Source organism: Stenotrophomonas sp. AC248 (assembly GCF_979258185.1).
The window spans coordinates 2,991,159-3,010,688 of sequence record NZ_OZ409840.1 but is presented as its reverse complement, the minus strand read 5'-3'; the positions used below and the strand labels follow the sequence as shown (position 1 = coordinate 3,010,688).

The window sequence follows — 19,530 nt, the reverse complement described above, 5'->3', positions numbered from 1 at the left end:
GGGGGCCGCCGGAAGGCGGCCTTCTTCTTTTTAACGTCAAATTCAACGTCAAAATCAACGGCAACTTCAACGGCAACTTCAACGGCAACTTCAACGGCAACGGCCGGCTGGTCGGTTGCTGTCGGTTGGTCGGGCGCTGCCATGCCCCGCCGGGACACGCCGTGAACCCATCCATGGGGGCTCTTAGGCAACATCCATGTTGCCTAAGGTCCCGGCGAGGCATGGCAGCGCCCGACCTCACAGATTGCTGTGACCGGAACCGAGGGCAGGGCGGGCTTGCTGCTGGTGCTTTGGGTCTGCGGATGGTTGAGGCTACGGGCTACGGGTGACTGGGGATTGGGGATGGGTGATGGGGTGTGGGGATGGGTAGGTGCCGACCGTTGGTCGGCACGCTCCACCGCTCTCCCATGCGAACCGGCCAACTGTCGGGGGCTGGTGTGGGTGGGTTGGCGGGACCGTTGGGCGCCATGGATGGCGCCCACGAGCCTCCAGGGATGGATTTACGGCGTGTCCCGCCAGCCCACCCGCGCCAGCCCAACCCGATAGCAAAGGAATCCACGCCGTTCGCATCCCCAAACCAATATCCATTTGAAATGTAAGCGTTTTCGCAACCGCGCCGTTTCGTTTCATCCGGTATCATTGCCGGCTGATACCCAAAGGAGCACCGCATGCGCCGCAAGATCGTCGCCGGTAACTGGAAGCTGCATGGCAGTCGCCAATTCGCCACCGACCTGGTCAGCGACCTGGTCGCCAGCCTGCCGGTCGATGGCGTCGAGGTGGTGATCCTGCCCCCGCTGCCGTACCTGGGCGAGCTGGTCGAAGCCTTTGAGGGCCGGGCCATCGCCTTCGGCTCGCAGGATGTCAGCTCCAACGAAAAGGGCGCCTACACCGGTGAGGTCTCCGCCGCCATGCTGGCCGAAGTCGGGGCCCGGTTCGGCCTGGTCGGCCACTCCGAGCGCCGCCAGTACCACAATGAGACCAGCGAACTGGTTGCCCGCAAGTTCGCCGCCGCCCTGCATGCCGGCCTGGCGCCCGTGCTGTGCGTGGGCGAAACCCTGGAGCAGCGCGAGGCCGGCCAGACCGAGCAGGTCATCGCCGCCCAGCTCGCCCCGGTGCTTGCCCTGGTGGGCCCGGCCGGCTTCCAGCACGCCGTTGTCGCCTATGAGCCGGTCTGGGCCATCGGCACCGGCCGCACCGCCTCCAAGGAGCAGGCCCAGCAGGTCCATGCGTTCATCCGTGGCGAAGTGGCCAAGCTGGATGCTAGAATCGCCGATTCGTTGCCGATCCTGTACGGCGGCAGCGTGAAGCCCGACAACGCTGGGGAACTGTTCGCGCAGCCCGATGTCGATGGTGGGCTGGTGGGCGGCGCCTCGTTGGTCGCCGCGGACTTCCTGGCCATCGCCACTGCGGCGGCCGGGCGCTAATTAGTAATGTTGCCGGCCAACCGCCGGCACGAACATGTCCGAGGACGGATTCGAAATGCTGATGTTGATCCTCAATGTGGTCTACGTGCTGGTGGCCGTCGCCATGATCGCGCTCATCCTGATGCAGCGTGGTTCCGGTGCTGCCGCAGGCTCGGGTTTCGGCGCCGGCGCCTCGGGCACGGTGTTTGGCGCGCGTGGCGCGTCCAACTTCCTGTCCAAGTCGACCAAGTGGCTGGCCGTGGTGTTCTTCGGCATCAGCCTGTTCATGGCCTGGTACGCCAGCCATGGCTCGCGCCCGGCCACCCAGCAGGATCTTGGTTTGATGTCGGCCCCGGTCGCAACGACCCCGGCCGCCCCGGCAGGCGAGCTGCCGGCCGTGCCCAAGGCCCCGGAAACCGCTGTGCAGCAGTCGGTTCCGCAGGCTACTGTGCCGGCTCAGGCGGAAACGCCGAAATCTGGTGAAGAAAAGCCTTCGGAAGGCACCCAGACTCGCTGAAGACGGTTACAATATGCGGCGCACTGAGGGAATCCGATAGGGAAACCCCTCCTTGCGAACGTAAGCCCAGGTGGCGGAATTGGTAGACGCACTACCTTGAGGTGGTAGCGACTTAGGTCGTAGGGGTTCGAGTCCCCTCTTGGGCACCATTTTGTTTGTAAGCGGGTTCGTCTGGCGCGCAAAGCGCCAGGTAGCGGTATCCGTCCACTCCCCCATGCCAACACGCCTGCAGGCGTCGCGGCAGAGGCAAGAGAGAATCGCTGTGCTGGCCGAATATTTGCCGTCTCTGCTGTTTCTGATCGTTGCCACCGGTATCGGCGTTTCGCTGATGCTGGTTGGCCGATTCCTCGGTCCACGACGTCCTGATCTGAAAAAGCTCTCGCCGTACGAATGCGGCTTCGAGGCTTTCGAGGACGCGCGCATGAAGTTCGATGTGCGCTACTACCTGATCGCGATCCAGTTCATCGTATTTGACTTGGAAATCATCTTCATCGTGCCGTGGACCCAGGTCTTCATGGAACTGGGCGCACGCTCGCTGGTCACGATGGGCCTCTTCGTAGGCATGCTTTTCCTCGGTTTCATTTACGTCTGGAAGAAGGGAGCGCTGGAATGGGAGTGATTCAGACGCTCGACGGCCTGATGAACAACCCGGTCCCGGAAGGGCGGGTCGACGACATCCTGCGCCCCGAGGGCGACAACCCGCTGCTGGAAAAGGGTTACCTGACCACCAGCGTCGACGCGCTGTTGAACTGGGCACGTACCGGTTCGATGTGGCCGATGACCTTTGGTCTGGCCTGCTGCGCGGTCGAAATGATGCATGCCGGCGCCGCGCGTCTGGACCTTGACCGTTACGGTGTGGTGTTCCGCCCGTCGCCGCGTCAGTCCGACGTGATGATCGTGGCCGGTACCCTGGTCAACAAGATGGCCCCGGCCCTGCGCAAGGTCTACGACCAGATGCCGGACCCCAAGTGGGTCATCTCCATGGGCAGCTGCGCCAACGGTGGCGGCTACTACCACTACTCCTATGCAGTGGTTCGTGGCTGTGACCGCGTGGTGCCGGTGGACATCTATGTCCCCGGTTGCCCGCCAACCGCCGAAGCGCTGGTGTACGGGATCCTGCAGTTGCAGAAGAAGATCTGGCGTACGCAGACCATCGCCCGCTGACCTCCCTCCTGACTAGAGCACGCCAAGCCCCCATGGCAGAGCAAGCACCTTCCTTCATCGACCGACTCTCCGCACATTTTGCTGGTGCGCAGGTCTTCGTGGTCGAACCCCGCGGCGAAGTGACGCTGGAAGTGCCCGCCGCTGACTGGCATGCCACGGCTGTGGCGCTGCGCGACGTATTCGGTTTCGAGCAGGCCGTCGATCTGTGCGGCCTGGACTACCTCGGCTACGGCAGCGACGAATGGGATACGGCCGATGTGTCGTCCCAGGGCTTCAGCCGTGGCGTCGAGGGCAAGTCCGTCGGCCGTTTCGCCTGGGGTGAATTCCCCACCCGCGAAACCAGCGATGGCGCCCAGCCGCAGCCGATCCCGCTGCAGCGTTTCGCCGTGGTCGCCCAGCTGCGTTCCTACCAGCACAACCTCACCATGCGCATCCGTTGCTTTGCGCCGAATGAGGAACTGCCGGTGGTGGCCTCGCTGACCGATGTATGGCCGGGCCTGAACTGGTTCGAGCGCGAGGCGTTCGACCTGTTCGGCGTGATCTTCGAAGGCCACCCGGACCTGCGCCGGATCCTGACCGACTACGGCTTCGTCGGCCATCCGTTCCGCAAGGATTTCCCGCTGATCGGCAACGTCGAAGTGCGCTACGACGAAGAAAAGAAGCGCGTGATCTACGAACCGGTGACCTCGGTGGAGCCGCGCGTCGGCGTGCCGCGCGTGATCCGTGACGATGCCCGTTTCCAGACCGCTGCCGGCGAAAGCGCGCAGACGGAGGCAGTAAAGTGAGTGCTGATCTGAGCAAGCGTGAACCCCAGGCCCACCAGGCCTTTGCGAGCAACCCGGCGGAACTGCGCCAGGAAATCCGCAACTACACGATGAACTTCGGTCCCCAGCATCCGGCCGCGCACGGTGTGCTGCGCCTGATCCTGGAAATGGACGGCGAAACCATCATGCGTGCCGACCCCCACGTGGGCCTGCTGCACCGTGGTACCGAAAAGCTGGCCGAGTCCAAGCCGTTCAACCAGTCGATCGGCTACATGGATCGCCTGGATTACGTGTCGATGATGTGCAACGAGCACGCCTACGTGCGCGCGATCGAAACCCTGATGGGGATCGAGGCGCCGGAGCGTGCGCAGTACATCCGCACCCTGTTCGACGAAATCACCCGCATCCTGAACCACCTGATGTGGCTGGGGTCCAACGCGCTCGATCTGGGCGCGATGGCGGTCATGCTGTACGCCTTCCGCGAACGCGAAGAGCTGATGGACTGCTACGAAGCGGTCTCCGGCGCACGCATGCACGCGGCGTACTACCGTCCGGGCGGCGTCTACCGCGACCTGCCGGACCGCATGCCCAAGTACACCGAATCGCGCTGGCACAAGGGCAAGGCCCTGAAGAACCTCAACGCCGCGCGCGAAGGTTCGCTGCTCGATTTCCTCGAGAACTTCACCGTTGAATTCCCGAAGCGTGTCGACGAGTACGAAACCCTGCTCACCGACAACCGCATCTGGAAGCAGCGTACCGTCGGCATCGGCGTGGTCACCCCTGAACTGGCGCATGCCTGGGGCATGACCGGCGTGATGCTGCGCGGCTCGGGCATTGCCTGGGATCTGCGCAAGAAGCAGCCGTATGCCAAGTACGACGCCGTCGAGTTCGACATCCCGCTGGGCAAGGAAGGCGATTGCTACGATCGCTACCTGTGCCGCGTGGCCGAAATGCGCGAATCCAACCGCATCATCAAGCAGTGCGTGGCGTGGCTGAAGGCCAACCCGGGCCCGGTGATGGTGAAGAACTTCAAGGTCGCCCCGCCCAGCCGGGAAGACATGAAGGACGACATGGAAGCGCTGATCCATCACTTCAAGCTGTTCAGTGAAGGCTACTGCGTCCCGGCCGGCGAAACCTACGCCGCCGTCGAAGCGCCCAAGGGCGAGTTCGGCTGCTACCTGATGTCCGATGGCGCCAACAAGCCGTTCCGCGTGCACCTGCGCGCGCCGGGCTTCGCCCATCTGTCCTCGATCGACTCGATCGTGCGCGGGCACATGCTCGCCGACGTGGTCGCCATGATCGGTACCTACGATCTGGTGTTCGGCGAGGTGGACCGGTGATCGCATCCGCTTGCACGATGCCTGACACCCGCCGGCTGCTGCCGGCGCTGCAGGTTCTGGTTTTTAACGATTTCGTATTCGCTGAGGTCGGCCGATGAAGGCGACAGGTAATTTCGAGGCGGCGCGCGACGTCGACCCGATGGTGGTCTTGAATGACAAGACCCGTGCGCACATCGATCACTGGCTGGCCAAGTTCCCGCCGGATCGCAAGCGCTCGGCTGTCCTGCAGGGCCTGCACGCCGCACAGGAACAGAATGCAGGCTGGCTGACCGACGAGCTGATCGCCGGCGTGGCCAAGTACCTGGACCTGCCGCCGGTGTGGGCCTACGAAGTGGCCAGCTTCTACTCGATGTTCGAGCTGGAGAAGGTCGGCCGCCACAACGTTGCCTTCTGCACCAACATCAGCTGCTGGCTGAACGGCGCCGAGGACCTGGTCGCGCACGCCGAGAAGAAGCTCGGCTGCAAGACCGGCCAGTCCACCGCCGACGGCCGCGTCTACCTCAAGCGTGAAGAAGAATGCCTGGCCGGTTGCGCCGGTGCGCCGATGATGGTCATCAATGGCCATTACCACGAGCGCCTGACCGTCGAGAAAGTCGACGAGCTGCTGGACGGGTTGGAGTAAGACATGGCACATCATCACGCACCCAGTGGTCCGGTCGGTCCCGCACCGTTGCCGCACCAGGTGGTCTACACCACCCTGCATTACGACACCCCGTGGTCGTATGAAAGCTACCTCAAGACCGGTGGCTACGCCGCCCTGCGCAAGATCCTCGAAGAGAAGATCTCGCCGGAGCAGGTCATCGAGATGGTCAAGCAGTCCAATCTGCGCGGCCGCGGTGGCGCCGGCTTCCCGACCGGTCTGAAGTGGTCCTTCATGCCCAAGGGCACCATGCAGAAGTACATCCTGTGCAACTCGGATGAATCCGAGCCGGGTACCTGCAAGGACCGCGACATCCTGCGTTACAACCCGCATTCGGTCGTGGAAGGCATGGCGATCGCCTGCTACGCCACCGGCTCGACCGTGGGCTACAACTACCTGCGTGGCGAGTTCCACCACGAGCCGTTCGAGAACTTCGAGCAGGCCCTGGCCGACGCGTACGCGAACGGCTGGCTGGGCAAGGACATCCTTGGCAGCGGCGTGGACATCGACATCTACGGCGCGCTGGGCGCTGGCGCCTACATCTGCGGCGAAGAAACCGCGCTGATGGAATCGCTGGAAGGCAAGAAGGGCCAGCCGCGCTACAAGCCGCCGTTCCCGGCCAACTTCGGCCTGTACGGCAAGCCGTCGACGATCAACAACACCGAGACCTATGCCTCGGTGCCGGCGATCATCCGCAACGGCCCGGAGTGGTTCCAGGGCCTGAGCCTGACCAAGAACGGCGGCCCGAAGATCTTCTCGGTCTCCGGCTGCGTGCAGAAGGGCGGCAACTTCGAAGTGCCGCTGGGCACCACCTTCGACGACCTGCTGGAAATGGCCGGTGGTCTGAAGCCGGGCCGTACGCTCAAGGGCGCGGTCCCGGGCGGCGTCTCGATGCCGGTGCTGAAGGCCGAAGAGCTCAAGGGCCTGCAGATGGACTACGACACCCTGCGTGCCCTGGGCACCGGGCTGGGGTCGGGCGCCATCGTGGTGCTGGATGACAGCGTCTGCTGCGTCAAGTTCGCCTGCCGCATCAGCCAGTTCTTCCACAAGGAATCCTGTGGCCAGTGCACCCCGTGCCGCGAAGGCACCGGCTGGATGCATCGTGTGCTCGAGCGCATCGTCGCCGGCAAGGCCACCATGGAAGACCTGCATCAGTTGAAGACGGTGGCCGGCCAGATCGAAGGTCACACCATCTGCGCGTTCGGTGAAGCGGCGGCATGGCCCATCCAGGGCTTCCTGCGCCAGTTCTGGGACGAATTCGAGTACTACATCGTCAACGGTCATTCGATGGTTGACGGCAAGAAGGTGGAGGCAGCCGCCGCATGAGCGCGCAACCCAACAATCCGGGCGTGACGCCGGCCGTGGTGCCCGAGGGACATGTCACCGTCGAAATCGACGGTCAGTCCCTGGTCGTGCCCAAGGGCTCGATGATCATCCAGGCCGCCGACAAGGCTGGCATCCCGATCCCGCGCTTCTGTTACCACGAGAAGCTGCCGATCGCGGCCAACTGCCGCATGTGCCTGGTCGACGTTGAAAAGTCGCCCAAGCCGGCACCGGCCTGCGCCACGCCGGTCATGGATGGCATGAAGGTCGCCACCCGCAGTGAAAAGGCGCTGAAGTTCCAGCGCTCGGTGATGGAATTCCTGCTGATCAACCACCCGCTGGATTGCCCGATCTGCGATCAGGGCGGCGAGTGCGAGCTGCAGGATGTGTCGCTGGGCTATGGCCGTTCGGTCAGCCGCTTCAACGAGCGCAAGCGCGTGGTGCCCGACGAGGACATCGGTCCGCTGGTCGCCACCGAAATGACCCGCTGCATCCAGTGCACCCGCTGCGTCCGCTTCACCGCCGACGTTGCCGGTACCTACGAACTGGGTGGCATGTACCGCGGTGAAAATCTGCAGATCGGCACCTACGACGGCAAGCCGCTGACCACCGAGCTGTCCGGCAACGTCGTGGACGTGTGCCCGGTCGGCGCGCTGACCAACAAGGTGTTCCAGTTCCGCGCCCGTCCGTGGGAACTGACCGCGCGCGAGTCGCTGGGCTACCACGACGCGATGGGCTCGAACCTGTTCCTGCACGTGCGTCGCGGCGAAGTGCTGCGCGCTGTGCCGCGTGACAACGAGTCGGTCAACGAATGCTGGCTGTCCGACCGCGACCGCTATTCGCACCAGGGCCTGTACAGCGAAGACCGTGCGGTCAAGCCGCTGCGCAAGGTCAATGGCGAGTGGAAGGAAGTGAGCTGGGCTGAAGGCCTGGCCGCTGCCAAGGAAATCTTCGCCGCCAACCAGGGCGATGACCTCGGCGTGCTGGTGCACCCGTCGGCCTCGAACGAGGAGGGCGCACTGCTGGCCCGTCTCGCCGCCGGCCTGGGCACCACCAACATCGACCACCGCATCAACAACCGCGACTTCTCCGACGCCGCCACCGCCGAAGTGTTCGGCCTGCCGCTGGCCGAGATCGAAGCCGCTGACAGCATCGTCGTTCTGGGCAGCAACATCCGCCACGAACTGCCGCTGCTGCATGCCCGCCTGCGCAAGGCGCAGACCACGCGCAACGCCAAGATCCACGCCGTCAACCCGGTGGACTTCGACTTCGCGTTCAAGCTGGCCAGCAAGCAGATCGTCGCCCCGTCGGCCTTCATCGAGGCGCTGGGCTCTGCCGCGCTGCGTGATGCCGTCAGCGCCTCGGCCGGCAACGCCGTGCTGATCGTCGGTGGCATCGCCGAAAACCACCCGCAGGCTGCTGCGATCCGCGCCGCGGCGCGTGATTTCGCCGCCGCCACCGGTGCCAAGCTGTGCCGTATCCCGCAGGGTGCCAATGCCGTGGGCCTGTCCCGCGCCGGCGTGCTGCCGGCCGGCAAGGACGTCAACGCCATGCTGGCCCAGCCGCGCAAGGCCTATGCCATCTACGGCATCGAGCCGGGCCTGGACTTCGCCGACGCCGCCGCTGCCCGCAAGGCACTGGCCGGTGCGCAGGTGGTGGCCTTCAGCCAGTTCGCCTGTGCCTCCACCCGCGACGTCGCCGACGTGATCCTGCCGATCGGCGCGCTGCCGGAAGTGGATGCCACCCTGACCAACCTCGATGGTCGCGAGCAGTCGGCCCGTGCCGGCGGCAGGCTGCCGGGCGAGGCGCGTGAAGGCTGGCGTGTGCTGCGTGCACTGGGCGGCGAGCTGGCCCTGGCCGGTTTCGAGTTCATCGACCTGGCCGGCCTGCGTGCCAGCCTGGCCCCGGTCAGCGTCACCGTCGCCGCCTCGGCCGCAACGCCGCTGGCAGGCGAGGGTCTGGAAGTGACCTCGACCGCCGCGATCTACCGCACCGATGCGGTGGTCCGTCGCGCCCAGGCGCTGCAGTCGCATCCGCTCAACACCGCGCCGCGCATCGTGCTCAACACCGCCGATGCCGCCCGCCTGCAGTTGGCCGAAGGGCAGATGGCCAAGGTCGGCACCGATGCCGGTCGCGCCACCCTGCCGGTGGTGGTCGACGCCCGCGTCGCCGCGGGTTCGGTCTGGATTGAATCGGGCCACGGTGCAACCGCACCGCTGGGTGCCGCTCGCGTAACGGTGGTGGCTGCATGAACGAATTGCTGTTGAACGCGGTCGACCCGCTGCACCAGTGGCTGCTGTCACTGGGCGACATCGGCGCGCTGCTCTGGATCATCCTGAAGATCCTCGTGATCGCCATGCCGGTGATCATCTCGGTGGCGTTCTTCGTGGTCTGGGAACGCAAGCTGATCGGCTGGATGCATGTCCGCCATGGTCCGATGTATGTCGGCATGGGCATCTTCCAGGCCTTCGCCGACGTCTTCAAACTGCTGTTCAAGGAAATCATCCAGCCGGCCAGCTCGCACAAGGCGATGTTCATCCTTGCGCCGCTGATCACGCTCGGCCCGGCCTTCGCGGCCTGGTCGGTGATTCCCTTCGACGCCAAGATCGTGCTGTCCAATGCCAACGCCGGCCTGCTGTACCTGCTGGCGATGACCTCGCTGGGCGTGTACGGCATCATCCTCGCGGGCTGGGCCTCCAACTCCAAGTACGCCTTCCTGGGTGCGATGCGCGCCTCGGCCCAGATGATCAGCTACGAAATCGCGATGGGCTTTGCCCTGGTCGGCGTGATGATCGCCTCGGGCAGCTTGAACCTGAGCAGCATCGTGATGGCCCAGGCCGGCAGCTCCGGCTTCTTCGACTGGTTCCTGCTGCCGCTGTTCCCGCTGTTCATCGTGTACTGGGTGTCCGGCGTTGCCGAAACCAACCGCGCGCCGTTCGACGTGGTGGAAGGCGAATCGGAAATCGTGGCCGGCCACATGGTCGAGTACTCCGGTGGTGCGTTCGCGCTGTTCTTCCTGGCCGAATACGCCAACATGATCCTGATCAGCTTCCTGATCTCGATCTTCTTCCTCGGTGGCTGGCTGAGCCCCATCCAGGGCTGGGTCAACGCGGACATCTCGCCGTGGATCGACTGGCTGTGGAAGGGCGGTTGGCCGTGGCTGCTGCTGAAGGTGTTCTTCTTCGCCAGCGCCTACATCTGGTTCCGTGCCAGCTTCCCGCGCTTCCGTTATGACCAGATCATGCGTCTGGGCTGGAAGGTCTTCATCCCCCTCACCATCCTCTGGATTGCAGTGACGGCGGTGATGGTGTTCTACGGCGTGATCCAGAAGGGCGTCTAAGTGATGAATCGAATTACCCATTACTTCAAAAGCCTGCTGCTGCTCGAGCTGCTCGGCGGTCTGTGGTTGACCCTGAAGTACGCCTTCAAGCCCAAGTACACGCTGATGTACCCGATGGAGAAGTTCCCGCAGTCGCCGCGTTTCCGTGGCCTGCATGCGCTGCGTCGCTACCCCAACGGGGAAGAGCGCTGCATCGCCTGCAAGCTGTGTGAAGCGGTGTGCCCGGCACTGGCCATCACCATCGATTCGGCCAAGCGTGAGGACGGCAGCCGCCGTACCACCCGTTACGACATCGATCTGTTCAAGTGCATCTTCTGCGGCTTCTGCGAAGAAAGCTGCCCGGTGGACTCGATCGTCGAGACCCACATCCTCGAGTACCACTTCGAGAATCGTGGCGAGAACATCGTTACCAAGCCGCAGCTGCTGGCCATTGGGGATCGGCTTGAAGCCGAAATCGCCGAGCGTCGCGCCGCCGATGCCGCTTTCCGCTGAGGTCGAATGATGGATTGGGTAAATATCAGTTTCTGGGTCTTCTCCATCGTGGCGGGCATTTCCGCCGCGGCGGTGATCAGCGTGCGCAATCCGGTCTACGCCGTATTGAACCTGATCCTGACCTTCTTCTCCGTGGCCTGCATCTGGATCCTGGTCGGCGCTGAGTTCCTCGGCGTGGCCCTGGTGCTTGTGTACGTGGGCGCGGTCATGGTGTTGTTCCTGTTCGTGGTGATGATGCTCGACATCGATGCCACCAACCTGCGCGAAGGCTGGGTACGTTACCTGCCGATCGGCCTGGTGGTCGCGGTCACCATGCTGGTGCAGATGCTGGTGCTGATCGGGGTGAAGGGCAGGGCGGTCAACCCGTTCCCGGCCGACAACGCCGCCGCACTGGCGGCCGACAGCTCCAACATCACCTGGCTGGCCCGCAGCCTGTTCACCGAATACCTGCTGCCGTTCGAGTTCGCCGCCGTCATCCTGACCGTGGCCGTGGTTGCCGCCGTGATGCTGACCCTGCGTCGCCGCACCGGCCTGAAGACCCAGAACCCGAGCGAGCAGACCATGGTCAAGGGCAGCGACCGTCTGCGCGTGGTCAAGATGGCTGTCGAAAAGCCGGTGGTCCACACCAACACCAAGCCGTCCAGCGACGAGGAGGCAACGCCATGATCACCCTCGGCCATATCCTGGCACTGGGCGCGCTGCTGTTCTGCATCAGCCTCGCCGGCATCTTCCTCAACCGCAAGAACATCATCGTGCTGCTGATGTCGGTCGAGCTGATGCTGCTGTCGGTCAACATCAATTTCGTCGGGTTCTCGCGGGAACTGGGTGACACGGCCGGCCAGCTGTTCGTGTTCTTCATCCTCACCGTTGCCGCGGCCGAGGCCGCGATCGGTCTCGCGATCCTGGTAACCCTGTTCCGTAATCGCCGCACCATCAATGTCGGCGAAGTCGACTCGCTGAAGGGCTGATCCGTAGATGGAAATCACTCTCTCCAAGAGTCTGTTGATCGCAGTGGTGCTTGCACCGCTGATCGGCAGCATCATCGCTGGCCTGTTCGGCCGGCAGGTCGGTCGCATCGGCGCGCAGACGGTCACCATCCTGGGTGTCGGCGCCAGCTGCATCATGTCCAGCTACGTGCTGTACATGCTGCTGTGGGGCGGCGCACAGCCGTACAACGAGAACATCTATACGTTCTTCGAAGTCGGCCAGTACTCGGCGCATGTCGGTTTCATGATCGACAAGCTGACCGCCATGATGATGGTCGTGGTGACCTTCGTGTCGTTCCTGGTGCACGTGTACACCATCGGCTACATGCAGGATGACCCGGGCTACCAGCGGTTCTTCAGCTACATCTCGCTGTTCACCTTCTCCATGCTCACCCTGGTGATGAGCAACAACTTCCTGCAGCTGTTCTTCGGCTGGGAAGCAGTGGGCCTGGTGTCGTACCTGCTGATCGGTTTCTGGTTCAAGCGCCCGACCGCGATCTTCGCCAACATGAAGGCGTTCCTGGTCAACCGCGTGGGTGACTTCGGCTTCATCCTGGGCATTGCCGGCGTGTTGTGGGTGTTCGGTTCGCTGGACTACGCCACCGTGTTCGCCAATGCGCCGATCCTGGGCAGCCCGCAGGCACAGATTCAGATCTGGTCCGGCGCGATCACCCTGTTCGGCACCTCGTTCCAGGTGCTGGACGCCCCGGTGATCTGGTCCATCGCCACCATCATCTGCATCTGCCTGTTCATCGGTGCAATGGGCAAGTCCGCCCAGGTGCCGCTGCACGTGTGGCTGCCGGACTCGATGGAAGGCCCGACCCCGATCTCGGCCCTGATCCACGCCGCGACGATGGTGACCGCGGGTATCTTCATGGTCACCCGCATGTCGCCGCTGTTCGAGCTGTCGCAGACCGCGCTGAACTTCGTGCTGTTCATCGGTGCCACCACCGCGTTCTTCACCGGCCTGATCGGCATCGTGCAGAACGACATCAAGCGCGTCGTCGCGTACTCCACGCTGTCCCAGCTGGGCTACATGACCGTGGCGCTGGGTGTGTCGGCCTATTCGGCGGCCGTGTTCCACCTGATGACCCACGCCTTCTTCAAGGCGCTGCTGTTCCTGGGTGCCGGCTCGGTCATCATCGCGATGCACCACGAGCAGGACATGCGCAAGATGGGCGGCCTGCGCAAGTACATGCCGATCACCTTCGTGACCATGTGGATCGGTACGCTGGCCCTGGTGGGTACGCCGTTCTTCTCCGGCTTCTACTCCAAGGACACCATCATCGAGGCGGCGCAGCACCACGCGCACGTGTCGCATAGCTGGGTGGCCACCTACGGCTACTGGGCGGTGCTGGGCGGCGTCATCGTGACCAGCTTCTACAGCTTCCGCCTGCTGTTCCTGACCTTCCATGGCAAGGAACGCTTCCGCGACGCGCATGACGATCACGCCCATGGCCATGACGATCACCATGCCGACGCGCATGCGGTCGATGCCCATGCTGCCGATGCCCACCACGGTGACGCGCACCATGACGACCACGGCCATGGCCACGGTCCGCATGAGCCGCACGAAACCCCGTGGGTGGTGACGCTGCCGCTGATCCTGCTGGCGATCCCCTCGATCGTGATCGGCTTCTTCGGCATCGGTCCGATGCTGTACGGCACGGACTGGAAGGGCGCGCATGCCGAGCACGCGATCCCGGGCCAGGTCCATTCGTTCTTCACCGGCATCGTTGATTTCTACGTCCCGTCGCGCGACACCATTGGCGCCCTGGCCGAAGAGTTCCACGGCCCGGTTGCGTTCGCGCTGCACGGCATGATGGCCCCGGCCTTCTTCCTGACCGTGGCCGGCTTCCTGCTGGCGGTGCTGTTCTACCTGTGGAAGCCGGAGCTGGCGGGCAAGGCCCGCACGACCTTCGCGCCGCTGGTATCGGTGCTGGAGAACAAGTACGGCTTCGACAAGCTGTGGATCGGCGGCTTCGCCGGTGGCGGCATCAAGCTGGGTAAGGTTTCGCGCGCGATCGACACGAACATCGTCGATGGTGTGGTGGTCAACGGTTCGGCTCGCCTGATCGATCTGGCGGCCAACCTGCTGCGTCGCACCCAATCCGGTTTCCTCTATCACTACGCCTTCGCGATGATCATCGGCCTGATTGCCCTTCTGGGCGTCCTGATGCATTACCTGCGTTGATGACCTGTACGGAATAAGAAGACGTGTCGAACTGGCCCCTACTCAGTGTTCTCATCTGGCTGCCGATCCTCGGCGGTGCCTTGATCCTTGCCATCCGTGACGCCCAAACCGCCCGCTGGGCGTCGCTGGGCGTAGCGGTGCTGACCTTCGTGGCCAGCCTGTCGCTGCTCAGCGGCTACGACGTGGGGAACGACGCGCTGCAGTTCGTCGAAACCCGCGCCTGGATCCCCGCCTACAAGATCGGCTACAACCTGGGCGTGGACGGCATCGCGATCGCGCTGATCCTGCTGACCACGCTGGTGTCGGTGCTGGCCCTGATCGGCGCCTGGAGCGCCATCGACAAGCGCGTCAACCAGTACGTGGCCGCCTTCCTGATCCTGGAAGGCGTCACGGTGGGCATCTTCGCGGCAACCGACGCGATGCTGTTCTACGTGTTCTTCGAAGCCATGCTGATCCCGATGTTCCTGATCATCGGTGTCTGGGGTGGTCCGCGCCGCATCTACGCCGCGCTGAAGTTCTTCCTGTACACCTTCCTCGGCTCGGTGCTGATGCTGGTGGCCCTGATCTACCTGTACCTGAAGGGCGGCAGCTTCCAGCTGGCCGACCTGTACCAGCTGCAGCTGTCGGGCAAGGAACAGACCTGGATCTTCTTCGCCTTCCTGATCGCCTTCGCGGTCAAGGTGCCGATGTTCCCGGTGCACACCTGGCTGCCGGACGCCCACGTGGAAGCGCCCACCGCCGGTTCGGTGATCCTGGCCGCCATCGCCCTGAAGATCGGTGGCTACGGCTTCCTGCGCTTCAACCTGCCGATCGTCCCGGACGCATCGCAGGAATGGGCCTGGCTGGTGATCACGCTGTCGCTGATCGCGGTGATCTACGTCGGCCTGGTCGCACTGGTCCAGGACGACATGAAGAAGCTGATCGCCTATTCGTCGATCGCGCACATGGGCTTTGTCACCCTGGGCACCTTCATTGCGCTGTGGCTGGTACGTGATGCCGGCAACCCGGACGCGGCCCGCCTGGGCCTGCAGGGCGCCATGGTGCAGATGATTTCGCACGGCTTCGTGTCCGGTGCGATGTTCTCCTGCGTCGGCGTGCTGTACGACCGCATGCACAGCCGCCGCATCGCCGATTACGGCGGCGTGGTCAATGTGATGCCGTGGTTTGCCACCTTCGCCATGCTGTTCTTCATGGCCAATGCCGGCCTGCCGGGTACCAGCGGTTTCGTCGGTGAGTTCATGATCATCATGGCCAGCTTCCAGCGCAATCCGTGGCTGGCCCTGGGTGCGGCAAGCACCCTGGTGATCACGGCGGCCTATACGTTGTGGTTGTACAAGCGCGTGTTCTTCGGTGAAGTGGCCAATGCCCATGTCGCCGAACTGAAGGACATCAACGGTCGCGAATGGCTGGTGTTGGGTGTATTTGCCGTGGGCACGCTTGCCCTGGGCCTGTACCCCAAGCCGCTGACCGACCTGATGGAGCCCTCGATCGCGAAGCTGGCGATGCAGATCGCATCCAGCAAGCTGCTGTAATCGGGCCGTCGAGAGTATTGATTCCAGGATTTGATGATGACCACCTCGCCGCTGTTGCCGTTGACCGCCGCCGACCTGCCGCCGCTCGCTCCCGAGCTGGTGCTGATTGGTAGTGCGTTCGCCCTGTTGATCCTGGATCTGTTCATCAGTGAGAAGAACAAGATCTGGACCCACCTGCTGTCGGTCGCCGCGCTGGCCGCGGTGCTGTTCATGCTCGCCACCGGAGTGGGCGGGCAGGGCGAGGTCTTCCACGGCATGTTCGTCCGCGATACCGCGGCGGACGTGATGAAGACCGTGATCGTGCTGTGCAGTGGCCTGACCCTGGTCTACGGCTGGAGCTACCTGCGCGAGCGCAAGCTGTACCAGGGCGAGATTCCGGTGCTGATCCTGTTCGGCACCGCCGGCATGATGATCCTGGTCTCGGCCGGCAGCCTGCTGATGGTGTACCTGGGCCTGGAGCTGCTGGCCCTGTGTTCGTACGCTCTTGTGGCCAGCAACCGTGAGAACGGCTTGGCCTCCGAAGCGGCGATGAAGTACATCGTGCTGGGTTCGCTGGCCTCGGGCCTGCTGCTGTACGGCATGTCGCTGATCTACGGTGCCACCGGTTCGCTGCACCTGGACGTCATCCACGCCGCCATTCCGCATTCGGAAGAGCGCGTGCTGCTGCTGACCGGCGCGGTGTTCATGATTGCCGGCGTGGCCTTCAAGCTGGGCGCGGCGCCGTTCCACATGTGGCTGCCCGACGTGTACCAGGGCGCGCCGGCCCCGATCGCGCTGTTCATCAGCTCGGCACCGAAGCTGGCCGCGTTCGGCATGGCCTACCGCCTGCTGGAAGTGGGCGTGGGTCCGCTGTCGGACGAGTGGAAGTACCTGATCGGCGGTCTGGCGGCGCTGTCGCTGGTGATCGGCAACCTGATGGCGATCGCACAGACCAACCTGAAGCGCATGCTGGCGTACTCGACGGTGTCGCACATCGGCTTCCTGCTGCTGGGCATTGCCGGTGGTGGCGAGCAGGGTTACGCGGCGGCGCTGTTCTATGCCCTGAGCTACGCGATCATGTCGACCGCCGGCTTCGGCGCGATCATCGCGCTGTCGCGCAGCGGCTTTGAAGCCGAGAACATCGACGACTTCAAGGGTCTGAATGCCCGCAACCCGTGGATGGCCGCCCTGGTGCTGTGCATCATGGCGTCGATGGCCGGTATTCCGCCGTTCCTGGGCTTCTGGACCAAGCTGGCGGTGCTGGGCGCGGCGATCAACGGCGGCATGCTGTGGTTGGCGATCCTGGGCGTGCTGTGCGCGGTGGTGGGTTGCTTCTACTACCTGCGTGTCATCAAGGTCATGTACTTCGACGAGCCGGTGGGCGAGCCGCTGCCGGCCAACAACGACCGCGTGCTGGGCGTGGTGCTGGGCGTGAATGCCTTGGCGCTGCTGGCCCTGGGCCTGTCGTGGAACCCGATCATGGTGTGGTGCCAGCAGGCATTTGCACATCTTGCGTAAAAAACGATACAAAACTGCGCAAATCGTGTAATATTCGTTTCCTGAGTTGTTGCTGCAGCGGTTTCGCCAGAAGATCGTTGCAAGGTACCCACCGTTGGTTGGTACCCCGGCTCATCCGCTTTTGATGCGGGGTGGAGCAGTCTGGCAGCTCGTCGGGCTCATAACCCGAAGGTCGCAGGTTCAAATCCTGCCCCCGCTACCATATAGCTCCGGTGCAAGCCGGAGACAGTGGACGAATCAAGCGACTCCGGAAACGGGGTCGCTTGATTCGTTGTATGCCCAAGGCGTTGGCCGGCCGCTCCGGCCGCTCCGGCCGCTCCGGCCGCTCCGGCTGCTCCGGCTGCTCCGGCTGCTCCGGCTGCTCCGGCTGCTCCGGCTGCTCCGGCTGCTCCGGCTGCTCCGGCTGCTCCGGCTGCTCCGGACGTTTCGGACGTTTCGGTAGAGCCGACGGTCAGTCGGCTGCTTCGCACGTTGCGGGTAGAGCCGACCGTTGGTCGGCTGCTTCACATGTTGCGGTAGGGCCGACCGGACGGCTGCTCCGGACGTTGGGGTTGCCCGGTAGAGCCGACCGTTGGTCGGCTGCCTTTCCTGGACGCCGGACGGTATGTTTCACCAAGGGGTTGCACGGGAATGAAAACTCCCATACAATTCCGCTTCTGCTGCGGGGTGGAGCAGTCTGGCAGCTCGTCGGGCTCATAACCCGAAGGTCGCAGGTTCAAATCCTGCCCCCGCTACCACAGAAAATCTGCAGTGCAGATGCAGTAGACGAAGAAGCGATTCCGGAAACGGGGTCGCTTTTTTCGTTGTGGAGGTTTGGTTTGTTTTTTTCGATGCAAAGGCGAAAGCACAAGCAGAAGCAACCGCTGAAGCCAGAGCCAGAGCAAATTCGGTGCGCGGGCATCTGGGAGGGCGCTGGCATGGGTGGGCCCGCGGGGCACGCTGCAAGTACGTCCTTGTAAGCTCCGCCAGCGCATCCATGCGCTGGAGGGCCCCGCAAACCCACCCATGCCAGCGCCTCCATGGAGTGTCGGTGCGCAACGAAGATCAACGGCCGGCTCTGCTTTAGTCTTTTTCGCCGTGTTGCGGTGCTGAGTTTGGTCGGGTGTGTTGTTCGGGTTTGTTGAGTCGGTGGTGGTGCGGGGTAGGGCGGGGATCTGGCTTGGCTGTTGGCGCGTAGCGCTGCCTTTTTTGATCTCAACGACTGGCCCATTTGCATCCAGGTGCCGGTGCGGGTGGGTTGGCGGGACCGTTGGGCGCCATGGATGGCGCTCACGAGCCTCCAAGGATGGATTCACGGCGTGTCCCGCCAACCCACCCGCGCCGGTGCCCGCGACGCAGGCGACCAGCCCAGCCTTCGATCTACGCGCCAGAAGCCAACCACGCCCTGTTCAGCTTTCGCAATAGCCACCCGGCAAAAACCCCCAGCCATTGCACCAGCGCGGTGCAACGGCTATCATCAGCGGCTTAGCGGACTGTCCATGCATATCCTTTCAACGGATGTGAATGCGGCCCGCGACCGGCTTCCAGGAACGGCACCCTGTACCCAGGCCGCCGTGACCCCCCGGAAGGCTGGGCTCGCAGGAACACACACCGCGTGTGTTCCCGCTACCGGAATCCAGCATGACCGGAGTTGTACCGGACAAGGGGCCCAGCGGGCCCTTTGTTGTTTCCGGAACATGTTCAGTAGAGCCCGGCCAGCGTGACTGGCCAAACCGTATCTCTTTCAACGAATCAAGGCCGACTGTGAGCGACAAGGCAACCGAAATCGCGAATCTGCTCGCCCCCACCGTTCAGTCGCTGGGTCTGGAGCTGCTGGGCGTGGAATATCTCACTGCCCCGGGTGGTGCGACGCTGCGCCTCTACATCGACGTGCCGCTGGCCGAACAGCCCGAGCGTATCGTCAACATCGACGACTGCGAACGCGTCAGCCGCGAAGTGTCCGCGCAGCTGGACGTCGAAGACCCGATCAGCGCCAATTACACCCTGGAAGTTTCGTCTCCCGGTGTGGATCGCCCGCTGTTCACCGCAGAACAATTCGAGCGTGCCATCGGCGAATCCGCCAAGGTCACGCTCAAGCTTCCGCAGGACGGCCGTCGTCGCCTGCAGGGCGAGATTCTCGCTGTAGACAATGAGCAGGGTACCGTCACCTTCAAGGTCGACAACGCCCCGTTCACCGCCGACGTCGAGAATATCGACAAGGCACGCATCATGCCGGACTGGGCCGCCCTCGGCCTCGCTCCGACCAAACCGACTGGCCCGGCACCCAAGCAGGGTGGCAAGGCGAACAAGAAACCATCCAACGAGCCGGCGGCTAAAAAGCCGCGCGCGGAGTGAGCCA

17 protein-coding genes and 3 tRNA genes are annotated in these 19,530 nt (G+C 63.8%); all 20 read left to right on the top strand.

Going from position 1 to position 19,530, the window contains the following annotated elements; genetic code table 11:
* Positions 1–668: 668 nt before the first annotated feature.
* The 20 genes from tpiA (at position 669) to rimP (ending at position 19,526) form a co-directional block, all read left to right on the top strand.
* Complete coding sequence (gene tpiA / locus ACZ0AE_RS13780) at positions 669–1,424, top strand: triose-phosphate isomerase (protein WP_038687231.1); 756 nt, start codon at positions 669–671, stop codon at positions 1,422–1,424.
* A gap of 55 nt (positions 1,425–1,479) precedes the next feature.
* Positions 1,480–1,920, top strand: coding sequence for a preprotein translocase subunit SecG (gene secG / locus ACZ0AE_RS13775; protein ID WP_038691966.1), 441 nt, complete (start codon positions 1,480–1,482; stop codon positions 1,918–1,920).
* A gap of 64 nt (positions 1,921–1,984) precedes the next feature.
* Positions 1,985–2,069 (top strand) — tRNA-Leu (locus ACZ0AE_RS13770).
* Between the two features lie 113 nt (positions 2,070–2,182).
* Positions 2,183–2,539, top strand: coding sequence for an NADH-quinone oxidoreductase subunit A (locus ACZ0AE_RS13765; RefSeq protein WP_038691968.1), 357 nt, complete (start codon positions 2,183–2,185; stop codon positions 2,537–2,539).
* A complete protein-coding gene (locus ACZ0AE_RS13760; protein ID WP_038687233.1) occupies positions 2,530–3,084 on the top strand; it encodes a NuoB/complex I 20 kDa subunit family protein in 555 nt (184 codons plus the stop codon). Before ACZ0AE_RS13765 ends, ACZ0AE_RS13760 begins: the two co-directional genes overlap by 10 nt.
* A 32-nt stretch (positions 3,085–3,116) precedes the next feature.
* Positions 3,117–3,869, top strand: a complete 753-nt coding sequence (locus ACZ0AE_RS13755) for an NADH-quinone oxidoreductase subunit C (protein WP_038687235.1) — start codon at positions 3,117–3,119, stop codon at positions 3,867–3,869.
* An 89-nt stretch (positions 3,870–3,958) separates the two neighbouring features.
* On the top strand, positions 3,959–5,188 hold the full coding sequence (locus tag ACZ0AE_RS13750) for an NADH-quinone oxidoreductase subunit D (RefSeq protein WP_244880231.1): 1,230 nt from the start codon (positions 3,959–3,961) through the stop codon (positions 5,186–5,188).
* A 94-nt stretch (positions 5,189–5,282) separates the two neighbouring features.
* Positions 5,283–5,810, top strand: a complete 528-nt coding sequence (nuoE, locus tag ACZ0AE_RS13745; protein WP_038687236.1) for an NADH-quinone oxidoreductase subunit NuoE — start codon at positions 5,283–5,285, stop codon at positions 5,808–5,810.
* Positions 5,811–5,813: 3 nt separating this feature from the next.
* Entirely contained in the window at positions 5,814–7,154 is a 1,341-nt protein-coding gene (nuoF, locus tag ACZ0AE_RS13740; RefSeq protein WP_038687238.1) for an NADH-quinone oxidoreductase subunit NuoF, read from the top strand.
* Positions 7,151–9,403, top strand: coding sequence for an NADH-quinone oxidoreductase subunit NuoG (nuoG, locus tag ACZ0AE_RS13735; protein WP_463601383.1), 2,253 nt, complete (start codon positions 7,151–7,153; stop codon positions 9,401–9,403). Before nuoF ends, nuoG begins: the two co-directional genes overlap by 4 nt.
* Positions 9,400–10,491, top strand: coding sequence for an NADH-quinone oxidoreductase subunit NuoH (gene nuoH, locus ACZ0AE_RS13730; protein ID WP_038687242.1), 1,092 nt, complete (start codon positions 9,400–9,402; stop codon positions 10,489–10,491). Before nuoG ends, nuoH begins: the two co-directional genes overlap by 4 nt.
* Positions 10,492–10,494: 3 nt before the next feature.
* The gene (nuoI, locus tag ACZ0AE_RS13725) at positions 10,495–10,983 is read left to right on the top strand and encodes an NADH-quinone oxidoreductase subunit NuoI (RefSeq protein ID WP_038687244.1); all 489 of its coding nucleotides are present in this window, start codon (positions 10,495–10,497) and stop codon (positions 10,981–10,983) included.
* 6 nt (positions 10,984–10,989) lie between these two features.
* Entirely contained in the window at positions 10,990–11,649 is a 660-nt protein-coding gene (locus ACZ0AE_RS13720; RefSeq protein ID WP_181406245.1) for an NADH-quinone oxidoreductase subunit J, read from the top strand.
* Positions 11,646–11,951 carry an NADH-quinone oxidoreductase subunit NuoK gene (nuoK, locus tag ACZ0AE_RS13715; protein ID WP_017355932.1) on the top strand — a complete coding sequence of 102 codons (306 nt, stop codon included), beginning with the start codon at positions 11,646–11,648 and terminating at the stop codon, positions 11,949–11,951. Before ACZ0AE_RS13720 ends, nuoK begins: the two co-directional genes overlap by 4 nt.
* Positions 11,952–11,958: 7 nt before the next feature.
* A complete protein-coding gene (gene nuoL / locus ACZ0AE_RS13710) occupies positions 11,959–14,163 on the top strand; it encodes an NADH-quinone oxidoreductase subunit L (RefSeq protein ID WP_463601382.1) in 2,205 nt (734 codons plus the stop codon).
* A gap of 23 nt (positions 14,164–14,186) precedes the next feature.
* A complete protein-coding gene (locus ACZ0AE_RS13705) occupies positions 14,187–15,695 on the top strand; it encodes an NADH-quinone oxidoreductase subunit M (RefSeq protein WP_038687248.1) in 1,509 nt (502 codons plus the stop codon).
* A 36-nt stretch (positions 15,696–15,731) separates the two neighbouring features.
* Positions 15,732–17,192 (top strand): NADH-quinone oxidoreductase subunit NuoN, encoded by a 1,461-nt coding sequence (nuoN, locus tag ACZ0AE_RS13700; RefSeq protein ID WP_463601381.1) that lies wholly within the window; start codon positions 15,732–15,734, stop codon positions 17,190–17,192.
* A 125-nt stretch (positions 17,193–17,317) separates the two neighbouring features.
* Positions 17,318–17,394 (top strand) — tRNA-Met (locus tag ACZ0AE_RS13695).
* Positions 17,395–17,852: 458 nt separating this feature from the next.
* Positions 17,853–17,929, top strand: a tRNA-Met gene (locus tag ACZ0AE_RS13690).
* A gap of 1,006 nt (positions 17,930–18,935) precedes the next feature.
* Positions 18,936–19,526 (top strand): ribosome maturation factor RimP, encoded by a 591-nt coding sequence (gene rimP, locus ACZ0AE_RS13685; RefSeq protein ID WP_038687250.1) that lies wholly within the window; start codon positions 18,936–18,938, stop codon positions 19,524–19,526.
* The last annotated feature ends 4 nt before the right edge of the window (positions 19,527–19,530 follow it).